Genomic DNA, 19,508 nt, shown 5'->3' on the forward strand with positions numbered 1-19,508 from the left:
GCCCGCACTGACACGGCCGTGTCACGCCACTGACACGCCCGCTGACACCGCTGTGGTCAGCTGGTCGGTGTCGTGGTGCAGGCCCAGTCCGGCTGCGCGGGCGGGGAGTAGCCCGAGACCCCGGAGGCGTTGAACGCGCGGACCTTGAAGCACATGTAGGTGCCCGGGGTCAGGCCGTCCCAGGTGTACGACGTCGCGTTGGCGCCCGCGTTCTTCGACGTGGACCCGTTGATGACGGTGAAGCCGCTCTCGTCAGTGGAGCCGTCGGTCCATTGCAGGCGGATCGCGGTCGGGCTGACCGGCGTCGCGGTCAGGCCGGTCGGCGCCGCCGGTCCCGTGCCGGCCAGGCTGGTGGCGCAGACCCAGTCCTGCTGCGCGGTCGGGAAGTACGCCGAGACGCCCGACGCGTTGTGCGCGCGGACCTTGAAACACATCCGTGTGTCGGGTGCCAGGCCGTCCCAGTTGACCGTGGTCGCGTTCGCGCCGACGTCCTTCGACGTGGACCCGTTGATGACGGTGAAGCCGGTCTCGTTGCTGGACGTGTCCGTCCACCGCAGGCGGATCGTGGTCGCGCTGACCGGCGTCGCCGTCAGGTTCGCGGGCACCGACGGCGGCACGCTGCCGTCGGCGCGCGCCGCGCCCGTGGTGCCGGCGACCGACGCCGGGCTGCGGGCCGACGCCGTCGCGCTCGTGCCGTTGGGGACCGCGGTGAGGCCCGCCGCCGCGGCCGGATTCGTGTTCTCGGTGTTCACGGCAGGGCCGAGGGGCTTCGGCGTACCGCCGCGGCCGGGGACGACCACGGCCAGGACGACGGCCGCGGCCGCCACGGCGGCGCCCGCGGTGATGAACAGCAGCCTGCGGCGCCCGTTGACGGCGGACCGCCCGGTCGCCGGCGGTGGGATCTCGCGCCGGGTCGGCTCCGCCTGCACCTGCACCTGCATCGCCCGCCGCGCCGCCGCCGCGAGGTCGGCCCCGGACTCCCAGCGCGCCGCCGGGTCCTTGGCCAACGCCCGTTCGACGACCTCCCGCGCGCCGGGCGGCACGTCCTGCGGCAGCGGCGGCAGGTCGTCGTGGGCGTGCCGCAGCGCGATCTGCAGGAAGCTCTCCCCCACGAACGGCAGCCGCCCCGTCAGGCACCGGTATGCGACCACACCCAGCGAGTAGATGTCGGACCGGGCCGTCGCCGGCTCGCCGCCGGCCCGCTCGGGCGCGATGTACGACGCCGTGCCCAGCAGCAGCCCGGCCGTGGTCTGATGGGTCGCCGCCGCCGACCGCGCGATGCCGAAGTCGGTGAGCATCGTGCCGCCGTCGGGCCGCAGCAGCAGGTTGCCCGGCTTGATGTCACGGTGCATCACCCCCTTCTCGTGGGCCGCGTGCAGCGCCTCGGCCGCCTCCGCGACCAGCCGCATCGTCGCCTCGACGGTCAGCCGCTCCTCGCGGTCCAGGGTGCGCGCGAGCGACTCGCCCTCGATGTACTTCATCACCAGGTACACGCCCGCGGCCGGGTCGTCGCCGAAGTCGTACACGTCCACCACGCCGGGATGACTGATCGTGGCCATGGTGCGCGCCTCGGCCCAGAACCGCTCGACGAAGGCCAGCTCACCCGACGGAGACCGCAGCAGCTTGACCGCCACCGTGCGCCCCAGCACCCGGTCGTGCCCCTGCCACACGTCGCCCATGCCCCCGCTGGCGATGTGCTCCCCGATCTCATACCGCCCGGCCAGCACCGTCCCCGCACCGATCACCGCCGCCCCCTTCGCAGGCCAGACCGTTCCCGAACGTGCACGCCGAGTAGCAGGGCGATGAGGCTTGGGCCAGCCGAATTCATACAGCACATGGCCAGGCAGCTGCAACGCTCTCCTCGGCGTGGTCCGTCAGGAATGGGTATGTCGTCGCGAGGTGCCGCACTGGACGTGTCGCTCACGGTCACCGAGTCGACCGTGCGCCTCGTCGGCGCGGGCGTGGACGTGTCGGCCGCGCACGGCGGGGTCCGGCCGGGGCTGGCGAACGCGTTGTACGACGTGCGCCTGGAACGCACCCGGCAGGGTGACCTGACGTCTCGCCCACGCGGCGACACGACGGGGAAAGACCTGCTGGTGGTTGACGCGCGGCCGGGTCTGCTGTCGCTGCGCCGGGCGGGTGAGTTGCTGGCCGAGTCGTTTCTGCCGGAACCGGTCGAGGTTGCGTTACGTGAGCTGCTTGAACGTGCGGTGCGGGACTTCGTGTTCCTGCGGATCGGGGTGGACGCGCCCGGTCTTGCCCGGCTGCCGTGGGAAGCGCTGCCCGACCCGATCACCGGCCAGCCCCTGGCTCTGCATCCCCAGGTGGCGGTGTACCGGCGCACTGCGGTGACCGCGCCGTCGCGGATGGCGGGGCCGTTGCGGATCGTGGTGGCGATCGCCTCCCCCGATCACGGCGGCGGGGCGTTGCTCGATTATGAGCACGAACTGCGCATGGTGCTGGCCGCGGTGCAGCAGGCACGGCAGCATCAGGCGCGCATCGATGTGGTGCCGTTCGCCACGACCAGCGCGATCCGTGCCGCGCTGGATGTCCCCGGTGGTGTGCACGTGCTGCACATCTCGGCCCACGGCAGGCCTGGCGCGCTGATCTTGGAGGACGAGGCCGGTGCCGCGCGGGAGGTCACCGCCGAGCAGCTCCTGACCGAGGCGATCCCGCCGGGTCGGATGCCGCCGGTGCTGGCCCTGGCGGCCTGCTACACCGACGTCGACGGCGAGCAGCAGGGCACGTCGTTCGCCGCGCAACTGGCCGCCCGCGGCGTGTGTGCCGTGATCGGCACCCAGACGAGCGTGACGGACCGGTACGCGACGCGGTTCTTCGCTCGCGTGTACGCCGAACTCGCGGCCAGCGCGGATCCGGACGTGGTGCGGGCGGTGTGCGACGCGCGGCGGCTGGTGCAGCGGGACCTCATCGCCGGTGGGGACCGTTCGGCGCAGGTGCTGGCGGGGATGGACGAGTGGGGTGTGGTCACCGTGTCGGCCAACGCCGCGCAGGTCGGGGTCATCGACCACAGCCAGGCCCGGATCCCGGCCCCGCCGGCCCACAGCGCCGAATGGGGCCAGGTGGCCGCCCGCCCGGTCGGGCAGTTCGTCGGCCGGCGGGACCAGCAACGCCACCTGCCGGCGGTCCTGGCCGGTAATGAGGACGCGGGGCTCGTGTTGCACGGGATCGGTGGGATCGGCAAGACCACCCTGGCCGCGGAGGTGTTGCGGCGCGCGGTGAACGCCGACCCTGCCTGGCGGGTGGTGTCGTTGTACGGGCCCGTGACCCCGGACCTGGTCCTCGCCGAGGTCGGGGCGGTGCTCCGCCGCGAGTTGCTGCGCCGGCAGGCGGCGCCGGGTGCTGCGACAGTGGCGGCGCAGGTCGCAGGTCGCATCGACGTGCCGTGGCAGGACCGGCTGGCGCTGCTGCACGACGACGTCCTCGGTGACGTGCCGGTCCTGCTGGTGCTGGACAACTTCGAGGACAACCTCGACCCCGACACCCACGCCATCACCGACGACAGCCTCGCCCAACTCCTGGCAACATGGGTCATGGCGCCGGCGCGCAGTCGGCTGGTGGTCACATCCCGGCATCCAATTGCCCTGCCCGGCGGTGCCGAGGGCCGGTTGCGGGCGGTGCCGGTCGGGCCGCTGTCGGCGGCGGAGACCGGGAAACTGCTGTGGTCGCTGCCGCACATCGACCGGCACGCCACCACCGGCGACGTCCTGGAGCAGGTGTGGCGGCTGGTGGGCGGGCACCCGAGGTCCCTCGAATATCTGGATGCGCTGCTCGGCGGTGGGCAGGCAAGGTTCGCCGACATCACCGCCCGGCTGGAGGCAGCTGCGGAAGCCCGGCTCGGCCCAGAGCGCAGCAGTGCCTGGCTGGAACAGGACCGGACCCTCGACGCGGCGGTGGCCGACACTGTCACCCTCGCCGCCGACGACGTGCTGCTCGACACCCACCTGAACCGGCTCACCACCATCCCCGGAGCGGTGGAGGTGTTGATGGCGGCCAGTGTCTACCGGGAACCGGTCCCGTCACTCGCGCTCACCTTCCACATCGGCACCCCCCGCCCAGCCGACCAGGTCACGACCGACAATGACACCTACCGCGCCGAGCGGCGGGCCGCCGCCGAGCAGATCACTGCACTGCTTGCCGCCTACGACCTCACCCCCGACCAGGCCGACAACGTGGCGCACGACGGCGGTGGGCCGCTCACCGCAGCCGACCGCGACATCCTGCGAGACGTCTTCGACGCGTACCAGCGGCCGCCGCAGCCGCCGTACACCGAACCCGCCGATCTGACCGGACTGTTGGAAGTGCTGCGGGACAGCAGTCTGCTGCACCTGGACCCGGCGCAGGGTGTGGTGTTCATGCACCGGTGGACCGCAACCGAGCTGCAGCACCGGTGGCAATCCACCGCGACGCTCGACCCAGGTAAAGACCCGATCCGGCGGGCGCATCTGGCCGCTGCTGCCTACTGGCTGTGGCGGGTCAAGGTCTGGCCGCAGGACCAGGTCGCGGACCTGCACGACCGGGAAGAGGCCCGTCACCACCTCATCGCCGCCGGAGACCTGGACGCCGCCGACACCATCACCGGACACATCTACGGTCAACTCACCCTGTGGGGCGCCTGGGACCGGGCCACCGCACTCATCCACGACACCCTGCGCTGGCTGCCCACCAACTCCCCCAGCCACCCGGGCTACACCCACAGTCTCGGCAACCTGGCCTACCGCCTGGGAGACTTCGACGAGGCCGAACGCTGCTACCAGCAATCCCTCACTATCCTTGAGCAGCTCGGCGACCAAGCCGGCATCGCCAACAGCTACGGACAGCTCGGCATGCTCGCCCAGGACCGGGGCAACTATGCCGAGGCCGAACGCCGCTACCAGCAATCCCTCACGATCTTCGAGCAGCTCGGCAACCAGACCGGCATCGCCACCAGCTACCACCAGCTCGGCATCCTCGCCCACAACCGGGGGAACTACACCGAGGCAGAACGCCGCTACCAGCAATCCCTCACCATCAAAGAGCAGCTCGGCAACCAGGCCGGCATCGCCACCAGCTACCACCAGCTCGGCATGCTCGCCCAGGACCGGGGGAACGATGCCGAGGCAGAACGCCGCTACCAGCAATCCCTCACCATCAAAGAGCAGCTCGGCGACCAGTCCGGCATCGCCAGTAGTTACCACCATCTCGGCATGCTCGCCCAGCATCGCGGCGACTACACCGAGGCCGAACGCCGCTACCAGCAGTCCCTCATTATCAACGAGCAACTCGGCAACCAGGCCAGCCTTGCCAGCAGCTACCACCAGCTCGGCATTCTCGCCCAACTGCGCGGCGACTACACCGAGGCCGAACGCCGCTACCAGCAATCTCTCACCATCGAACAGCAGCTCGGCAACCAGGCCGGCATCGCCACCAGTTACGCCCAGCTCGGCAACCTCCACGCCACGACCGGCGATCCCAGCGAAGCCATCCAGCTGCACGTCCAAGCACTCAGCATTCGGCTGGCCATCGGACTGCCCCAAGCCGCCAACAACATCACCAGACTCACCGAACTTCGCGAACGCACCGGCCACGCCGCCTTCGCCGAGGCCGCCCGGCAGACCCTCGACGACGCCTCCTACACCAACCTCATCGCACTCCTCGACGCCCGCACACCCGACGAATGACGACCTCTATGGTGGACTGATGGCGCCGGTCAAGCAGGTCCAGGTCACGTTCGACTGCGCGGAACCGGAGCGGGTCGCCCGGTTCTGGTGCGAGGTGCTTGGGTACGTCGTGCCGCCGTCGCTGAAGGGGTCTGCGCAGAACGCGGCGTGCATGGATCCCTCGGGTGTTGGCCCGCGGCTGTACTTCCAGCGCGTGCCCGAGGGCAAGGTCGTCAAGAACCGGGTGCATCTCGACGTGCGGGTCGGCACCGGGCTCGTGGGTGAGGCGCGCGTCGCCGCGCTGGAGGCCGAGTGCGCCCGGCTGGTCGCGCTCGGCGCCGTCCGCGTCCGGCTCCTGCTCGCCGACGCCGACAACGAGTCGTGCCTCGTGATGCAGGACGTCGAGGGCAACGAGTTCTGCCTCGACTGAGCGGCGGGGCGCGCGGCAGTCAGGGGGTTGACATGATGCGGGCGATGTTGGCCGGGGCGAAGTACTCCGGGAGCGGGGTGCTGCCCTGCATCGCGCCGAAGAATCTGGTGCTTTCCTCGGGTGAGGCGGCGATCGTGGCGAACAGGGCGGCCATCTGCGGGGTCGGGGGTTCCATGGACGCGAGGTCGCGGGTGAGGTTCAAGGCCGGGAGCAAGCGTTCGTCGCGCCGGCGCTGGTAGTCGGCGAGGGCGGCGTCCAGTGCTGACGGCGAGGGCAGGCCCGTGTGGATCGCGTCGGCGAGCAGGGACGCGGAGACGAACGCGTCGGTGATGCCCGACGCGGTGCACGGGTCCTTGTGGTACCCCGCGTCGCCGACGAGGGCCCAGCCGGGGCCGTGCGAGGTGCGGAAGAAGTTCGGCACGTCGGCGGTGCCGCGGAAGCGCTCGGCTCGCTCGCCCGCCGCGACCCGCTCGGCGAGGCCCGGCACGCGGGCGACGGCGGCGAGGAAGTTGCCCTCGATGTCGGCGCGGAAGGCGTGGAACTGCGCGACGGGGCAGGCGACGAAGACGCAGGCGAGGTCGTCGTTGGTCGGGAAGACCACGACGGCGCGGTCACCGAGCTGGTAGATCTCCGCGCCGGGGCCGGACACGCCGCGGTAGTACGTGTAGTAGCAGGCGGTCGCCGACGGGGTCGCGTCGTACAGGGCGGCGCCGCTCTCGCGGGCGACGACGGAGTGCAGGCCGTCCGCGCCGACGACGACGGGCGCGTGCGCCTCGAACCGCTCGCCGCGCACCCCGACGACGCGGCCGGTGTCGTCGCGCAGCAGGCCCTCGACCGTGGTGGACTCGCGGACCGTGACGCCGGCCGCGGCCGCCGCGTCGAGCAGGATCTTGTCCAGGACGGTGCGGCGCACGCAGAACGGGTTGGCCGCGCCGTCGACCGCGGGCGGCGGGCCGGCGATCGCGAACGGGCCGAAGTCCATCGTGAAGCCGGCCAGCGGCGGCGCGCCGGACGCGGCGACCTGGTCGAAGAGGCCCCATTGCCGCAGCAGGGCCATCGCCGGTACGTGCAGCAGGTGCGTGGACAGCACGTCGCTGGGGAACGTGGCGCGGTCCAGCAGGAGCACGCGGTGGCCGTGGCGGGCCAGGAGCATTGCGGTCGGGGAGCCGGCCACCCGGGCCCCGACCACGATCGCATCGAAGTCCATGGGCAGCACCGTACACAAGGAGCGGCGCTACGAGGTGAGCTGCTCGGCGACCGCGGCGAGGAGGTCGGCGCCGGTGAACGGTTTCTCGACCAGGTGCACGCCGGGGTCGAGGATGCCGTTGCTGGTGAGGACCGGCTGGGCGTAGCCGGACATGAACAGGACCCTGGTGTCGGGGCGGGCCTGCTGGAGGCGTTCGGCGAGGACCCGGCCGAGCATGCCGGGCATGACGACGTCGCTGAGCAGCAGGTGGATCGGGCCGTCGTGGGCGGACGCGACCTCCAGGGCGTCGGCGCCGTCGGAGGCGGCGAGCACGGTGTACCCGCCGCGGCCGAGGATGCGGGTGGTGACCTCGCGCAGCGCCTCCTCGTCCTCGGCGACGAGCACCGTCTGGCCCGTGCCGCCGGGCAGGTCGGCGCAGGGGCTCTCGCCGGCGGTGAGCGGCTCGGCTTCGGAGGCCGGCAGCAGGATGGTGATGGTGGTGCCGAGGCCCGGCTCGGAGTAGAGACGCACGGTGCCGCCGGCCTGCACGACGATGCCGTAGACGGTGGCCAGGCCGAGGCCGGTGCCTGCGCCGCTGGGCTTGGTCGTGAAGAACGGCTCGAACGCCTTGTCCTGCACGTCGCGGGGCATGCCGGTGCCGGTGTCGGAGACGCGCAACCGCACGTACAGGCCGTGCTTGAACCCGTCGCGGGTCATGGAGTGCTCGTCGTCGACGGTGACGGTGCCGGTGTCGATGGTGAGCCGGCCGCCCTCGGGCATCGCGTCGCGGGCGTTGACGGCGAGGTTGACGAGGACCTGTTCGAGCTGGCCGGGGTCGGCCACGACGGACGGGAGGTCGTCGGACAGGGCGGTGCTGAGCTCGATGTGCTCGCCGATGGAGCGGGTGAGCATCTGCTCGACCTCGGTGATGATCCGGTTGACGTCCAACGGCACCGGGCGGATCACCTCGCGCCGGGCGAACGCGAGCAGCTGGTGGGTGAGGTCGCTGCCGCGCTGGCCGGCCCGCAGGATCTGCTTGGCGTCCTCGGCGAACGGGGTACCGGCGCCGTCCTCGACGATGAACTCGGCGTAGTTGAGGATGACGGCGAGCAGGTTGTTGAAGTCGTGCGCCACGCCGCCGGCGAGCTGGCCGAGGCTCTCCAGGCGCTGGGTGCGCTGCTGGCGGACCTCGTCCATCTGCCGGTCCGCCTCGGCGCGCAGCCGCTCCTGCTCGGCGCGGGCGGCGATGCGTTCGGTGACGTCGCGGATGCCGGCGAGCGTGATGACGCCCTCGTCGGTGCGCAGGGCGCTGCGGGTGATGTCGACCGGGACGAGGGTGCCGTCGCGGTGGCGGGCGGCCGGGCCGGGCCAGCCCTCGGCGGCGGCGCCGTCGGGCAGCAGCCGCCGCACCGGTATGTCCAGCAGGTCGTAGCGGGGGTAGCCGAACAGCCGCTCCGCCTGGCTGTTGACCAGCACGACCCGGTTGCTCTCGTCGACGCCGATCAGCGCGTCGGGCCCGGCATCGATGACGGCCTGCATCTGCGTCTCGGCGCGTTCCCGTTCGCTGATGTCGCGGGTGGTGGTGGTGACGCCGATGGTGCGGCCGTCGGGTCCCGACAGCGGCGACACCAGCATCGACACGGTGAAGACGGTGCCGTCGGCGCGTTGGCGCAGCGTCCGGTACGGGTCGACGCGACCGTCCGCGGCGACGATCGTGCGGATCTCCGCCTCGTCCGCGCGCCGGGACGGCGGGATGATCAGGTCCTTCGACCGGCCGAGCATCTCCCCCGCGGTGTAGCCGTAGAGACGCTCGGCGCCCGGGTTCCACGACAGGACGACACCGTCGAGGTCGGTGGAGACGATCGCGTCGTGCGAGGACTGCACGATCGAGGCCAGCAGCGACCGGGCCCGGTCCGCGCCGGTCTGGCCGCTGAGGTCGTGCAGGACCGCGAAGATGTGCCCCTCGACGACCGACAGGGTGACCTCGGCGGAGAACAGGGTCCCGTCGCGGCGGACCGCCCGCAGCGGCTGCCCGACACGCTTGTCGGGCTGGGTGGCGCCGAGGTACGCGCGGACCCGCTCGACCATCGGCGGGTTCGCCGGCGGCACGAGGACGTCGACGGGGGCGCCGACGAGGTCGTCGGAGCCGAACATCGCCCGCGCGGCGGCGTTGACGAACACGATCTCGCCGTCGCTGTCACAGATGACGATCGCGTCCGGCGCCACCTCCAGCAGGCCGCTCGCGAGCTTCTCCGTCCATCGCACCTGACCGCCCCCGCACGTCTGCGCCTGCACTCAGAGTAAGGTGACAAAAACGGACAGTTGGCAAGTTTCGGAAAGCGGTGGCCATGAGCGAGCCCCCGCGAGCGAATCATGCCGCAGGTTTGGCGCATGCCGACGCCTGCAGCGCAGCGGAAGGTGGCAGCATGAGCGAGCCCCGCGAGCGAATCATGTCGCAGGTTTGGCTCATGCCGACGCCTGCAGCGCAGCGGAAGGTGGCGCCATGAGCGAGCCCCGCGAGCGAATCATGTCGCAGGTTTGGCTCATGCCGACGCCTGCAGCGCAGCGGAAGGTGGCGCCATGAGCGAGCCCCGCGAGCGAATCATGTCGCAGGTTTGGCTCATGCCGACGCCTGGAGCGCAGCGGAAGGTGGCGGCATGAGTGCAGCGGAGGGTGGCGGCATGAGCGTCGACCCGAACCGTCCGAGCGCCGCCCGCATCTATGATCACTTTCTCGGTGGCACGCACAACTTCGCCGTCGACCGGGAGGTCGCCGAGCGGGCGTTTGCCCTGGTCCCGGACCTGCCGCAGGTGGCACGCGACAACCGGGCGTTCCTGCGCCGCGCGGTGCGGTTCGCCGCGTCCCGCGGGGTGCGCCAGTTCATCGACATCGGCTCCGGCATCCCGACGCAGGGCAACGTCCACGAGGCCGCCCTCGCCGCCGACCCCGGCGCCAGGGTCGTCTACGTCGACGTCGACCCGACCGCCGTCATCCACTCCCGGCAGATCCTCGGCGACGACCCCCGCACCGTGGTCCTGCAGGCCGACCTGCACCAGGCCGACAGCATCCTCGGCGACCCGTCCGTGCGGGCGCTGGTCGACTTCGGCCAGCCGGTCTGCCTATTGTTGGTCGCGATGCTGCACTTCATCCCGGACTCGCCGGACCTGCACGCGGCCCTGCGCCGCTTCCGGGACGCGTTCGCCCCGGGCAGCCTCCTCGCGGTCTCACACGGCTCCGCCGGCCCACGCACCGAACGGCTCGACGAGCTCGCGGACCTGTACGTGCGCACCGGCACGCCGCTGGTGCTGCGCGACCGGGAGGCGATCCTCGACCTGTTCGACGGCTGGGAGGTGCTCGACCCCGGGCTGGTCCACCTGCCGCTGTGGCGCCCCGACCCCGGCGACCCGCCGGTCGGGGACCCCGGCACCTACGCCGCCGTGGCCGCGGTGGGTGTCCGGCCGTGATCTCCGGACCCGACCTCGACGCGCACCGGGTGGCCCTCACCGGCTACTGCTACCGCATGCTGGGCTCCGCGTTCGACGCCGAGGACGCGGTGCAGGAGACGATGCTGCGGGCCTGGCGCGCCGCCGGCCGGTTCGACGAGCGTCGCGGCAGCCTGCGGACCTGGCTGTTCTCGATCGCCACGAACGTCTGCCTGGACGTGCTGCGTGCCGCCGGCCGCCGCGCCCTCGCCGTCGACCTCGCCCCGGCCGGCGCGCCCGGCGGGGACTTCGGGGCGCCGCTGCCGGAGTCCGCGTTCGTCGGTCCCGTCCCCGACGGCCGGGTCCTGCCGGCCGGCGATCCGGCTGAGCTGGCCGTGCAGCGGGAGACGATCCGGCTCGCGTTCGTCGCGGCGCTGCAGCTCCTGCCGCCGAAGCAGCGCGCGGTGCTGATCCTGCGCGAGGTCCTGGCGTGGTCGGCGGCGGAGGTCGCCACGCTGCTGGAGACGTCCGTCGCGTCGGTCAACAGCGCCCTGCAGCGCGCCCGCGCCGCCCTGCCCTCGATACCGCAACCGCGCCACGAAGGGGAGCTCGACCAGGAGCTGCTGGACCGGTACGTGCACGCCTTCACCAACCACGACGTCGACACGCTGGTGACGCTGCTGCACCAGGACGCGACGATGTCGATGCCGCCGTTCTCGTGGTGGCTGTCGGGCCGCGACGCGATCGGCGCGACGATGCGCGCCTCGGACGCCTGCCGCGGCGACGTGCTGCTGCAGGTGCGGGCCAACGGCGGGCCGGCGTTCGGTCAGTACCGCGACGGCCGGCCCTTCGCACTGCTCCTGCTCACCGGCGGCCCCCTCATCACCTCGTCGGTCGCGTTCCTGGGCCGCGCGGACCTGTTCCCGCTGTTCGACCTGCCCGCCGGCCTCGTTCACGCCACCTGATCCAAGGCGCGGGCCAGGGCGGCGTACGCGGTCTCGGCCTCCGCCCGCACGGCGGCGCGCACGGCGCCGGGGTCGTCGCCGGCACGCATCCGGTCGCGGATCTGCGCGTGCAGGGCCCGGTCGACGCCGGCGAGCACCGCGGCCCGCCACCGCGCACCGCCGAGCGCCTCGGCGAGGGCCTCCTCCGCCCGTTGCGACAGCAGGCGGGCCCGCGCCTGCAGCGCCGCCGAGTCCTCCACGACCTGCCAGAACGCGCCCACGTCGGGGCTCAGGCCGAGGGTCGGCTCGCCGCGGTCGAGCTCGTCGAGGAACAGCCGGCGCACCGCCGCGACCGGCGACTCCCCCGGCCCGCGGCCGCGCACCGCGCCGGCGAGGCGCTGCACGACCTCGTCCTGCCGGTCGAAGAACAGATCCTCCTTGGTCGGGAAGTAGTTGAACGCGGTGTTCACCGAGACCCGCGCCGCGTCGGCCACCTCCGCGACCGTGACCCGGTCGAATCCCTTGGTCAGGAACAGGGCGAGTGCCGCGTCCGCGATCGCCGTCCTGGTCGCCGCCTTCTTCTCCGCCCTCAGTGCCACGCCCACAATCATAGCGTCACATCAAATTTGGTGTCACACCAAGTTTCGCCGTACCGTGGCGGCATGTTGCACTTCGGGATCTATCCGGGCGGCCTCGGCGCCGATCTGAACGGCGTGGTCACCCCGGGGCCACGCGAGGACGCGGCCCGCATCGACGAACGGCTCGACGAGCTGAGGCCACACCTCGTCCGCGGTTACGTGCACTACAGCGACGCGCTCGGCGGCCATCAGGAGGCGCCGCCCCGACCGGCCCGGCACGCGACCAACGGCCGGCGGCTCGACCTGGTGGCCTGCTTCCACGAGCCCGGCGAGGACCTGAGCGGCTGGCTGGCGTTCCTGCGCGGGCTGGTCCGGGAGCACGGCGACACCCTCGCGACGCTGCAGGTCGGCGAGGAGGCCAACCACGACGGCCCCGGCGGCGACGGCGGGTTCCCACAGGTGCGGCGGGCGATCGTGGAAGGCGTCCTGGCCGTGCGCGACGAGGTGGACCGGCTCGGCCTGGACGTGCTGGCCGGCTGCAACTCCACCCCCGTGTTCGACCCCTCGCAGGAGTTCTGGACCGCCCTGGGCCGGCTCGGGGGTCGCGAGTTCATCGACGCCCTCGGCTATGTCGGCCTGGACTTCTTCCCAGACGTTTTCCGTCCGGTACCGGTGGGCGCCTTCGGCGGCGCCGTGGCGGCGGTGCTGCGCGGGTTCCGCGAGCGCAGCCTGGCCGCGGCCGGCGTCCCGGCCACGACACCGATCCACGTGACCGAGCATGGCTGGGCGACCGGCCCGGACCGTTCCTACGCGCGCCAGGCCGACGTCCTGGAGTCCGTCGTGCGCACCGTCGACGCGCTGTCGGAGCCGCTGCACGTCACCACGTATGAGCACTTCTCGCTCCGGGACGCCGACTCGGACAATCCGGACGTGATGTTCCAGTTCGGCCTGGTCCGCTCCGACTACACGCCGAAGCCCGCGTTCGCCCGGTTCGGTTCGCTGATCGCCGAACTCGGCCGCTGACACACAACGGCCCGCGCTGTGGCGAGCGCGGGCCGTTGCTGCGAAAGGGTGCTGCTTGTTACGGCGACTCGCCCAGGGTCACAGTCACCTGCTGCTCGGCGCCGTTGCGGGTGATGGACATCGTGACCTTGTCGCCGACCTTGGCGGCCTGGATGGCGTTGATGAGGTCGGTCGCGCCGTTGATCTGCGTGTTGCCGATCTTCGTCACCAGGTCGCCGGTCTTGATGCCGGCCTTGTCCGCCGGCCCCGCGGCCACGACCCCGCCGATCAGGGCGCCGTTCTGGCCGTCGCCGAGCTGCACACCGAGGTACGGGTGGCTGACCTTGCCGCCCTTCGCCAGCTGGTCGGCGGCGGAGCGGGCCCGGTTCGCGGAGATGGCGAACCCGACGCCGATGTTGCCGCCGCTGTCCTGCCCGGCGGTGAGGATCGCGGTGTTGATGCCGACGACCTCGCCGGCCAGGTTCACCAGCGCGCCACCGGAGTTGCCCGGGTTGATCGCCGCGTCGGTCTGGATCGCGTCGGCGATCGACTTGGCGCCCTGCTCCCCGGTGCTGATCGTGCGGTGCAGCGCGCTGACGATGCCCGCCGTCACCGAGCCCTGCAACCCGAGCGGGCTGCCGACCGCGAGGACCGTGTCGCCGACCCGCAGCGCGTCGCTGTCACCGAACTTCGCCGCGGTCAGCCCCGACACGTTCTGCGCCTTGATGACCGCGATGTCCCCGGCCGGGTCCGTGCCCACGACGGTCGCGGTGGCCGTCTTGCCGGTGCTGAAGGTGACCGTCAGCTTCGTCGCGCCCGCCACGACGTGGTTGTTGGTGATGATGGTGCCGTCGGTGGTCATGATGACCCCGGAGCCCTCGCCCTCCTGGGTCGTGATGTCCACGACGCTCGGCAGGACCGCCTCGGCGACCGCGCCGACCGAGCCCCGCTCCAGGTTCGGCGCGGCGTTGCGGGTGACGACCGTCGTCGGCCCGTCGCCGTCGCCGGCGAAGTTCGTCGCGACCAGCCCGCCACCGAACGCCGACACGACCGCGATGACCACGCCCGCCACGATGAGCCCGGCGACCCGCCCACCACGCACGGGCTGCTGGCCGTGGTATCCGGGCTGCTGGCCGTTGTACCCGGGCTGGCCCGACACCGGGTAGCCGAGCGGGCCGGGCTGGCCGTTGTACGTGTGCTGGCCGTTGTACCCGGGGTGACCGCTCACGGGCTGCTGCTGCCCGGGCGGGGCGACCGCGGGGAACGCCGCCGTGGTCGAGCCGATCCCGGGCGCCCCCGTGGCCGGGAAGGCGCCGGTCCGCTGCGTCATCGGGGTGGTCGGCCACGTCTGCGTGCCCGGCGCGGCCCGCCCCGGCTCCGCGCCGCGGACACCGGCGACGTGCTGCGGGTGACCCGGCAGCGGCGTGGTCGAGGCACCGGGCGAGCCCTGCAGCGTCGGCGGGAACGGTCCCGTGCGCGGCTCGGTGACGTCAGAGCCGACCGGCTTCGCCCAGACGGGAGCGGGTGACGACCCCGGCTCCGGCTGCGTGGGGGCGGGCGAGGAGGCGAGCTCAGAGGTCCCCGGCGAGCCGTCCGCACCCGGCGGCTGGCCAGGCGTCGCGGGGCGTGCGGCGGTGGGCGGTGCGCTCCACTGGCGGTCCTCGTCACTCATGATGTCCACCTTGCACAACGCACCTCCGCCCAAACTGGACTTCGCCTGGGAACTCGCCGTGAGCCTCGCGATCATCCCGAACTAGGGCAGACCTTTGAGGCTCCTGTCAACTCTGACCGGCCAGACCTCGGCGAACGTGACCCCACGCTCAGCCGCGAGCGCCTCGACCAGTCTCCCCGAAAAGAACGCGGGGCCGGTGGCGAGCTGAGGAACCCGGAACGTGGTGACCTCCGCCAGGCCCGCGCCGCCGAACGCGTATCGCGTCGCGTACATGATCCTGCCGCTGTCGAACCGCGCGACGCAGGACCGCGCCTCGTCCAGCAGATCCCTGACGTGCGGCACGAACATCCAGAGCTCGCCGTCGTCGCTGGGCAGTTCGGCGAATTCGCCCCGGCCACAGTACCGGCGCACCGCTTACGCTGTGCCGGTGCTGATCGACTGGCCGGGGGTCCGGGCACGGGTGCTCAGGCTGACGCCGTCGACGGATTTCACCTGGCGGGAGCTCGAAGCGCCCCTCACACCGGCCGAGGTGGACGCGGTGCAGCGCCAGCTCGGCGTCGAGCTTCCGGCCGACTACCGGCAGTTCCTGCTGCACGTCGGCCGCGGCGGGCCGGGACCGGGCTACGGCGTGATCCCGGTGCGCAACGTCGAAGGGCGGTGGCGGTGGGCCTACGACCGGTTCGACCCTGACGACCTGACCCATCTGGCCGAGCCCTTCCCGCTGCGCACCTCGGACTGGCGCGTCACGGAGGACCTCGAAGCCGGCGAGCCGGACTGGTTCGCATTCGCCCGGCAGGACCGGTACCAGGAGGCGGTGCAGGCGTGGCGGGACCGGCTCACCACCACGGTGTTCGACCCCCGCCGCACCTACGGCGCGCTCTACCTCTGCCACGAGGGCTGCGGCCTGCGGCAGTGGCTGGTCGTCACGGGGGCGGAGCGTGGCCACGTCTGGCTCGACCACCGCATCGACGGCCGTGGGCTGACGCCGGCGTGGTTACCGCACCACCGCCGGGTCACCTTCGGGCAGTGGTACCTGCACTGGCTCGGGTCGGTCGAGGGGCCGGCGGGACACCAGGAGCAGACCGGCGGCGGCGAAGAGGACGACGTTGCGCCGGGCGCGGGACATCGCTCTCCCTGAAGGGTGCCGAGGCATTCGGCGGCCCAGGCGACCGCGGCCCGGGCGTGGTGGATCCCGGCGAGGATGGTCATGCGGATGTAGGGCCGGTCCGGCGTGTCGCATACGCCGTCATCGGCTCGACGTTCAGGGCGCCCGGGACCGTGACCTGGGTCTGACTGGACCTGCTCATGTCCAAGCCATGCGGCTCCGTGTACGGTCCAGCGGCATGACCGACTTCGTGATCCGACCCGTCGGCTGGGTCGAGTCGCCGCTGCGCGACCGGGCCGGCGCACCGAGGCAGGGCGATGAGGGCGCTCCCGACGCCTGGCTGCGGTTCACCGCGGACATGGCGCCGGCGCTGCGGGACCTGACCGCCGGCACTGAGGTGCTGCTGCTCACCTGGCTCGACCGCGCCGACCGCGACACCCTGGCCGTGCACCCGCGCGGCGACCTGAGCCGCCCGGCGACCGGCGTGTTCAGCACCCGCTCCCCCGACCGCCCCAACCCGGTCGGCCTGCACCGCGTCACGGTCCTCGCCGTCGACGGCACCCGCGTCCACGTCGACGGCCTGGAGGCCCTGGACGGCACCCCGATCGTCGACGTCAAGCCCATCCTCGACCCGGTGGCCGATCGCTGACCCCGGTGCACAACGAGACGCCCCGCCGGTCGCGAACGGCCGGCGGGGCGAACTGGGTCGCAGGAACGGGGTTACGCGGTCCAGTCGGGCCGCAGCGGGTAGGACGACTCACCCAGGCGGGTGGTCTTCGTGGCGAGGATCTGGTGCAGCTGGATCTGGTTGCGCTCGAAGGCGAACCGGGAGCCCGCCATGTACAGGCCCCAGACCCGCGCCGTGCCGACGCCGACCTCGTCGACGCAGGCGTCCCAGTGCTCGACGAGGTTGCGGTTCCAGCCGGCGAGGGTGTGCGTGTAGTGCATCCGCAGGTTCTCCTCGTGCTGCACCTCGAACGCCGCGTCGTGCACCGAGGAGACGAGCTTGCCGGGGCTGGCCAGCTCGCCGTCGGGGAAGACGTAGCGGTCGATGAAGGCGCCGGTCTTGTGCGAGGTGCGGTTGTCGGCGCGGGTGATGCAGTGGTTGAGCAGCCGGCCACCGGGCTTGAGCCGGTCGCGCAGCGTCTTGAAGTATTTCGGGTAGTTGCGCAGCCCGACATGCTCGGTGAGGCCGATGGAGCTGATCGCGTCGAAGTGCTCCAGCGGCGCGTCGCGGTAGTCCAGGTGACGGACCTCGGCGAGGTGGGAGAGGCCCTCGCGTTCGATCGCGGCCTGCGCCCACGCGGCCTGCTCGCGCGACAGCGTCACGCCGAGGGCCTTGACGCCGTACTCGCGGGCCGCGTGCCGGACCATGCCGCCCCAGCCGCAGCCGACGTCGAGCAGCCGCATGCCGGGCTTGAGGGCGAGCTTGCCGGCGACCAGGTCGTACTTGTTGGACTGGGCCTGCTCGAGGGTGTCGCTCGGCGAGCGGTACACCGCGCAGGTGTAGGTCATCGAGGGGCCGAGAACCTTCTCGTAGAAGGCGTTGGAGACGTCGTAGTGGTGGTGGATGGCCTCGGCGTCGCGGCCGCGGCCGTGGCGCAGGCCCTGGATGGTGCGCTTCCAGGCGGGGACGTGCTCCTGGGGCGGTGGCGGCGGCGGGCGCAGCCGGTCCCAGCCGAGCCCGCGCACCAGCCGCAGCGCGTCGGCGGGTGACGGCAGCCGCAGCTGCAGGCCGCCGTCGATGCCCTTGAGCGCCTCGTAGGGGTCGCCGGGGTGCACGCCGCGGACCTCGAGGTCGCCGGTCACGTAGGCGCGGGCCATGCCGAGGTCACCGGGGGCGGTGAGCAGGTAGGACAGCCCACGTTCGGAGGCGACGTGCAGGCCGATCGCCGCCGTGGCGGGTCCGACGGCGCTGCCGTCGTACGCGGTGATGCGCACGGTCGGCTCGCCGGTGGTGACGGCGCGGACGATGTCCGCGACGGTGGGCATCGGCGGCCGCTGCCGCGGCGCCGAGGAACGCTTGTTGGTGATGGTCATCGTCGCCCCACTACCTTGTCGTAGAGGTCGGTCAGTCTGTGGTCGGGGTCGTAGTGGTCCTTCGCGGCACGGTACGCGGCGGCACCGTAGAGCCGGTCGAAAGTCTCACGGTCGTAGTACGCGTCGGAGTACAGCGACTTGTGGCCGCCGAACTCGGACACCTTGGCCTCGATCGCCCGGTTGACGTCGCCGTCGCCGGCGCCGGGCACGATCGGGACGGTGCCCCAGAATCCGACGTTCACGTAGGGCTCGCCCGCGTGCATCGGGTAGAGGGGCCACGCCGTGCCGGAGCGCAGCCGCAGGGGGCACAGCCAGACCGGCGCCATCGGCACGTTGTCGGCGAACCAGTGCAGGAACTTGCCGGTCAGGGCCAGTGGCAGCTCCACGTCCTGCACCACCCGCTCCCGGTCGGGGTTGCCCCGCAGGCGGTCGATCCTGGCGGCCACACCGTAGCGGTTCTCCAGCCGCACGATGCGGTGGTAGACGTCGCTGCGGCGCAGCCTGGTCGGCCACAGCCGCCGCAGCAGCGGCTGCTGCGCGCCGAACGCGGCCGAGCACCAGAACCAGTCAGTGTCCCACCGCCACAGGTAGTCGTAGGCGGTGAGCTGGTCGGTCGCCTTGGACCGCAGCGACTGGTAGTAGATCGACTGCCCGGTGTAGTCGCTCGTCCGGCCGGTGCCGCCGAACTCGCCCAGGACCAGGTAGGACTCCCCCGGCCGGAACATGACGCCGTCCATGACGTCCACGTCCACGCCGTCCCACCGGCCGGTGCGCATCACCTCCCCGACGGCCTCGAGGAGATCCTCGACGTCGTCGAAGCGGATGTTGCGCAGCGCGACCTGCGGCGCGATGGGCTGCAGCTCGATCCGCAGCCGGGTGGCGTACCCGAGGCTGCCCAGCGAGTTGGGGAACGCCGCGAACAACGCCGCGTGCTCGTTGTCCGGGCGGGCGGTGACGATCTCACCGGCGCCGGTGAGGATGTCGAGCTCGATCACCGACTCGTGCGGCAGTCCGTGCCGCCACGACGTGGCCTCGATGCCGAGGCCGGTGACCGCGCCGCCGAGGGTGATGGTGCGCAGCTGCGGCACGACCAGTGGCATCAGTCCGTGCGGCAGGGTCGCGTCGACCAGGTCCTCATACGTGCACATCCCCTGCACGTCGGCGGTGCGGGCGAGCGGGTCGATCTCGATGACGCCGTCGAGGCCGCTCACGTCGAGACCGGCGGGTCCGGCCGCGGATCTGGGCCGGAACAGGTTTGACGTCTTCTTTGCCAGGCGGACCGGGCTGCCGTCCGGCACCGCCGCGTACGAGGCTCGCAGCACGGCCACCGCACGCTCGTGCTCCGGTCTTCCCTTCGGGTTGATCCGTTTCACTCGATCACCTCCTTTCCTGTGAAGGTCCCCGTGACCTTGCACATTCCAGGTGCTCAAGAGTTGAAACTTGCACATTAGGCAAGATCAACCAATGCCGGG

15 protein-coding genes are annotated in these 19,508 nt (G+C 72.0%); 7 read left to right on the forward strand and 8 right to left on the reverse strand.

Annotation, left to right across the window (positions count from 1 at the left end; genetic code table 11):
- Positions 1 to 56: 56 nt before the first annotated feature.
- Entirely contained in the window at positions 57 to 1,745 is a 1,689-nt protein-coding gene (locus OHA72_RS59050) for a serine/threonine-protein kinase (protein WP_442788455.1), read from the reverse strand.
- Between the two features lie 168 nt (positions 1,746 to 1,913).
- On the opposite strand from OHA72_RS59050, the gene OHA72_RS59055 reads away from it, so the two are divergent.
- Both OHA72_RS59055 and OHA72_RS59060 read left to right on the forward strand, forming a co-directional pair.
- On the forward strand, positions 1,914 to 5,678 hold the full coding sequence (locus OHA72_RS59055; RefSeq protein ID WP_327004840.1) for a tetratricopeptide repeat protein: 3,765 nt from the start codon (positions 1,914 to 1,916) through the stop codon (positions 5,676 to 5,678).
- Between the two features lie 19 nt (positions 5,679 to 5,697).
- Positions 5,698 to 6,087: a VOC family protein gene (locus OHA72_RS59060; RefSeq protein ID WP_327004841.1), complete on the forward strand. Its 390-nt coding sequence runs from the start codon at positions 5,698 to 5,700 to the stop codon at positions 6,085 to 6,087.
- 19 nt (positions 6,088 to 6,106) lie between these two features.
- Here the strand turns inward: OHA72_RS59060 and OHA72_RS59065 are convergent, their stop codons facing one another.
- Entirely contained in the window at positions 6,107 to 7,294 is a 1,188-nt protein-coding gene (locus tag OHA72_RS59065) for an NAD(P)/FAD-dependent oxidoreductase (RefSeq protein WP_327004842.1), read from the reverse strand.
- 27 nt (positions 7,295 to 7,321) lie between these two features.
- Positions 7,322 to 9,568, reverse strand: coding sequence for a hybrid sensor histidine kinase/response regulator (locus OHA72_RS59070; protein ID WP_327004843.1), 2,247 nt, complete (start codon positions 9,566 to 9,568; stop codon positions 7,322 to 7,324).
- Positions 9,569 to 9,930: 362 nt separating this feature from the next.
- Here OHA72_RS59070 and OHA72_RS59075 point away from each other — a divergent pair, with 362 nt between their 5' ends.
- Together OHA72_RS59075 and OHA72_RS59080 are read left to right on the forward strand one after the other, a co-directional pair.
- Positions 9,931 to 10,737: an SAM-dependent methyltransferase gene (locus OHA72_RS59075; protein ID WP_327004844.1), complete on the forward strand. Its 807-nt coding sequence runs from the start codon at positions 9,931 to 9,933 to the stop codon at positions 10,735 to 10,737.
- The gene (locus tag OHA72_RS59080; protein WP_327004845.1) at positions 10,734 to 11,660 is read left to right on the forward strand and encodes an RNA polymerase subunit sigma-70; all 927 of its coding nucleotides are present in this window, start codon (positions 10,734 to 10,736) and stop codon (positions 11,658 to 11,660) included. The genes OHA72_RS59075 and OHA72_RS59080 overlap by 4 nt, the downstream gene beginning before the upstream one ends.
- On the opposite strand, the gene OHA72_RS59085 is transcribed toward OHA72_RS59080, so the two are convergent.
- Positions 11,648 to 12,238: a TetR/AcrR family transcriptional regulator gene (locus OHA72_RS59085; protein ID WP_327004846.1), complete on the reverse strand. Its 591-nt coding sequence runs from the start codon at positions 12,236 to 12,238 to the stop codon at positions 11,648 to 11,650. The two genes, OHA72_RS59080 and OHA72_RS59085, sit on opposite strands and share 13 nt — an antisense overlap.
- Before the next feature lie 63 nt (positions 12,239 to 12,301).
- Between OHA72_RS59085 and OHA72_RS59090 the strand changes: the two genes are divergently transcribed.
- Positions 12,302 to 13,240: a hypothetical protein gene (locus tag OHA72_RS59090; RefSeq protein ID WP_327004847.1), complete on the forward strand. Its 939-nt coding sequence runs from the start codon at positions 12,302 to 12,304 to the stop codon at positions 13,238 to 13,240.
- A gap of 58 nt (positions 13,241 to 13,298) precedes the next feature.
- On the opposite strand, the gene OHA72_RS59095 is transcribed toward OHA72_RS59090, so the two are convergent.
- Both OHA72_RS59095 and OHA72_RS59100 read right to left on the reverse strand, forming a co-directional pair.
- Positions 13,299 to 14,891 carry a trypsin-like peptidase domain-containing protein gene (locus tag OHA72_RS59095; RefSeq protein ID WP_327004848.1) on the reverse strand — a complete coding sequence of 531 codons (1,593 nt, stop codon included), beginning with the start codon at positions 14,889 to 14,891 and terminating at the stop codon, positions 13,299 to 13,301.
- 81 nt (positions 14,892 to 14,972) lie between these two features.
- Positions 14,973 to 15,302, reverse strand: a complete 330-nt coding sequence (locus OHA72_RS59100) for a hypothetical protein (protein WP_327004849.1) — start codon at positions 15,300 to 15,302, stop codon at positions 14,973 to 14,975.
- A gap of 16 nt (positions 15,303 to 15,318) precedes the next feature.
- Here OHA72_RS59100 and OHA72_RS59105 point away from each other — a divergent pair, with 16 nt between their 5' ends.
- Together OHA72_RS59105 and tsaA are read left to right on the forward strand one after the other, a co-directional pair.
- Positions 15,319 to 16,029: an SMI1/KNR4 family protein gene (locus tag OHA72_RS59105; RefSeq protein WP_327004850.1), complete on the forward strand. Its 711-nt coding sequence runs from the start codon at positions 15,319 to 15,321 to the stop codon at positions 16,027 to 16,029.
- A 205-nt stretch (positions 16,030 to 16,234) separates the two neighbouring features.
- Positions 16,235 to 16,645, forward strand: coding sequence for a tRNA (N6-threonylcarbamoyladenosine(37)-N6)-methyltransferase TrmO (tsaA, locus tag OHA72_RS59110; protein ID WP_327004851.1), 411 nt, complete (start codon positions 16,235 to 16,237; stop codon positions 16,643 to 16,645).
- A gap of 71 nt (positions 16,646 to 16,716) precedes the next feature.
- Here tsaA and OHA72_RS59115 read toward each other — a convergent pair whose 3' ends face one another.
- Both OHA72_RS59115 and OHA72_RS59120 read right to left on the reverse strand, forming a co-directional pair.
- Positions 16,717 to 18,036: a class I SAM-dependent methyltransferase gene (locus tag OHA72_RS59115; RefSeq protein WP_327004852.1), complete on the reverse strand. Its 1,320-nt coding sequence runs from the start codon at positions 18,034 to 18,036 to the stop codon at positions 16,717 to 16,719.
- Positions 18,033 to 19,400 carry an FAD-binding oxidoreductase gene (locus OHA72_RS59120; RefSeq protein WP_327011883.1) on the reverse strand — a complete coding sequence of 456 codons (1,368 nt, stop codon included), beginning with the start codon at positions 19,398 to 19,400 and terminating at the stop codon, positions 18,033 to 18,035. The genes OHA72_RS59115 and OHA72_RS59120 overlap by 4 nt, the downstream gene beginning before the upstream one ends.
- Between the last annotated feature and the right edge of the window lie 108 nt (positions 19,401 to 19,508).

Source organism: Dactylosporangium sp. NBC_01737 (genome assembly GCF_035963215.1).
Classification (GTDB): Bacteria; Actinomycetota; Actinomycetes; order Mycobacteriales; family Micromonosporaceae; genus Dactylosporangium.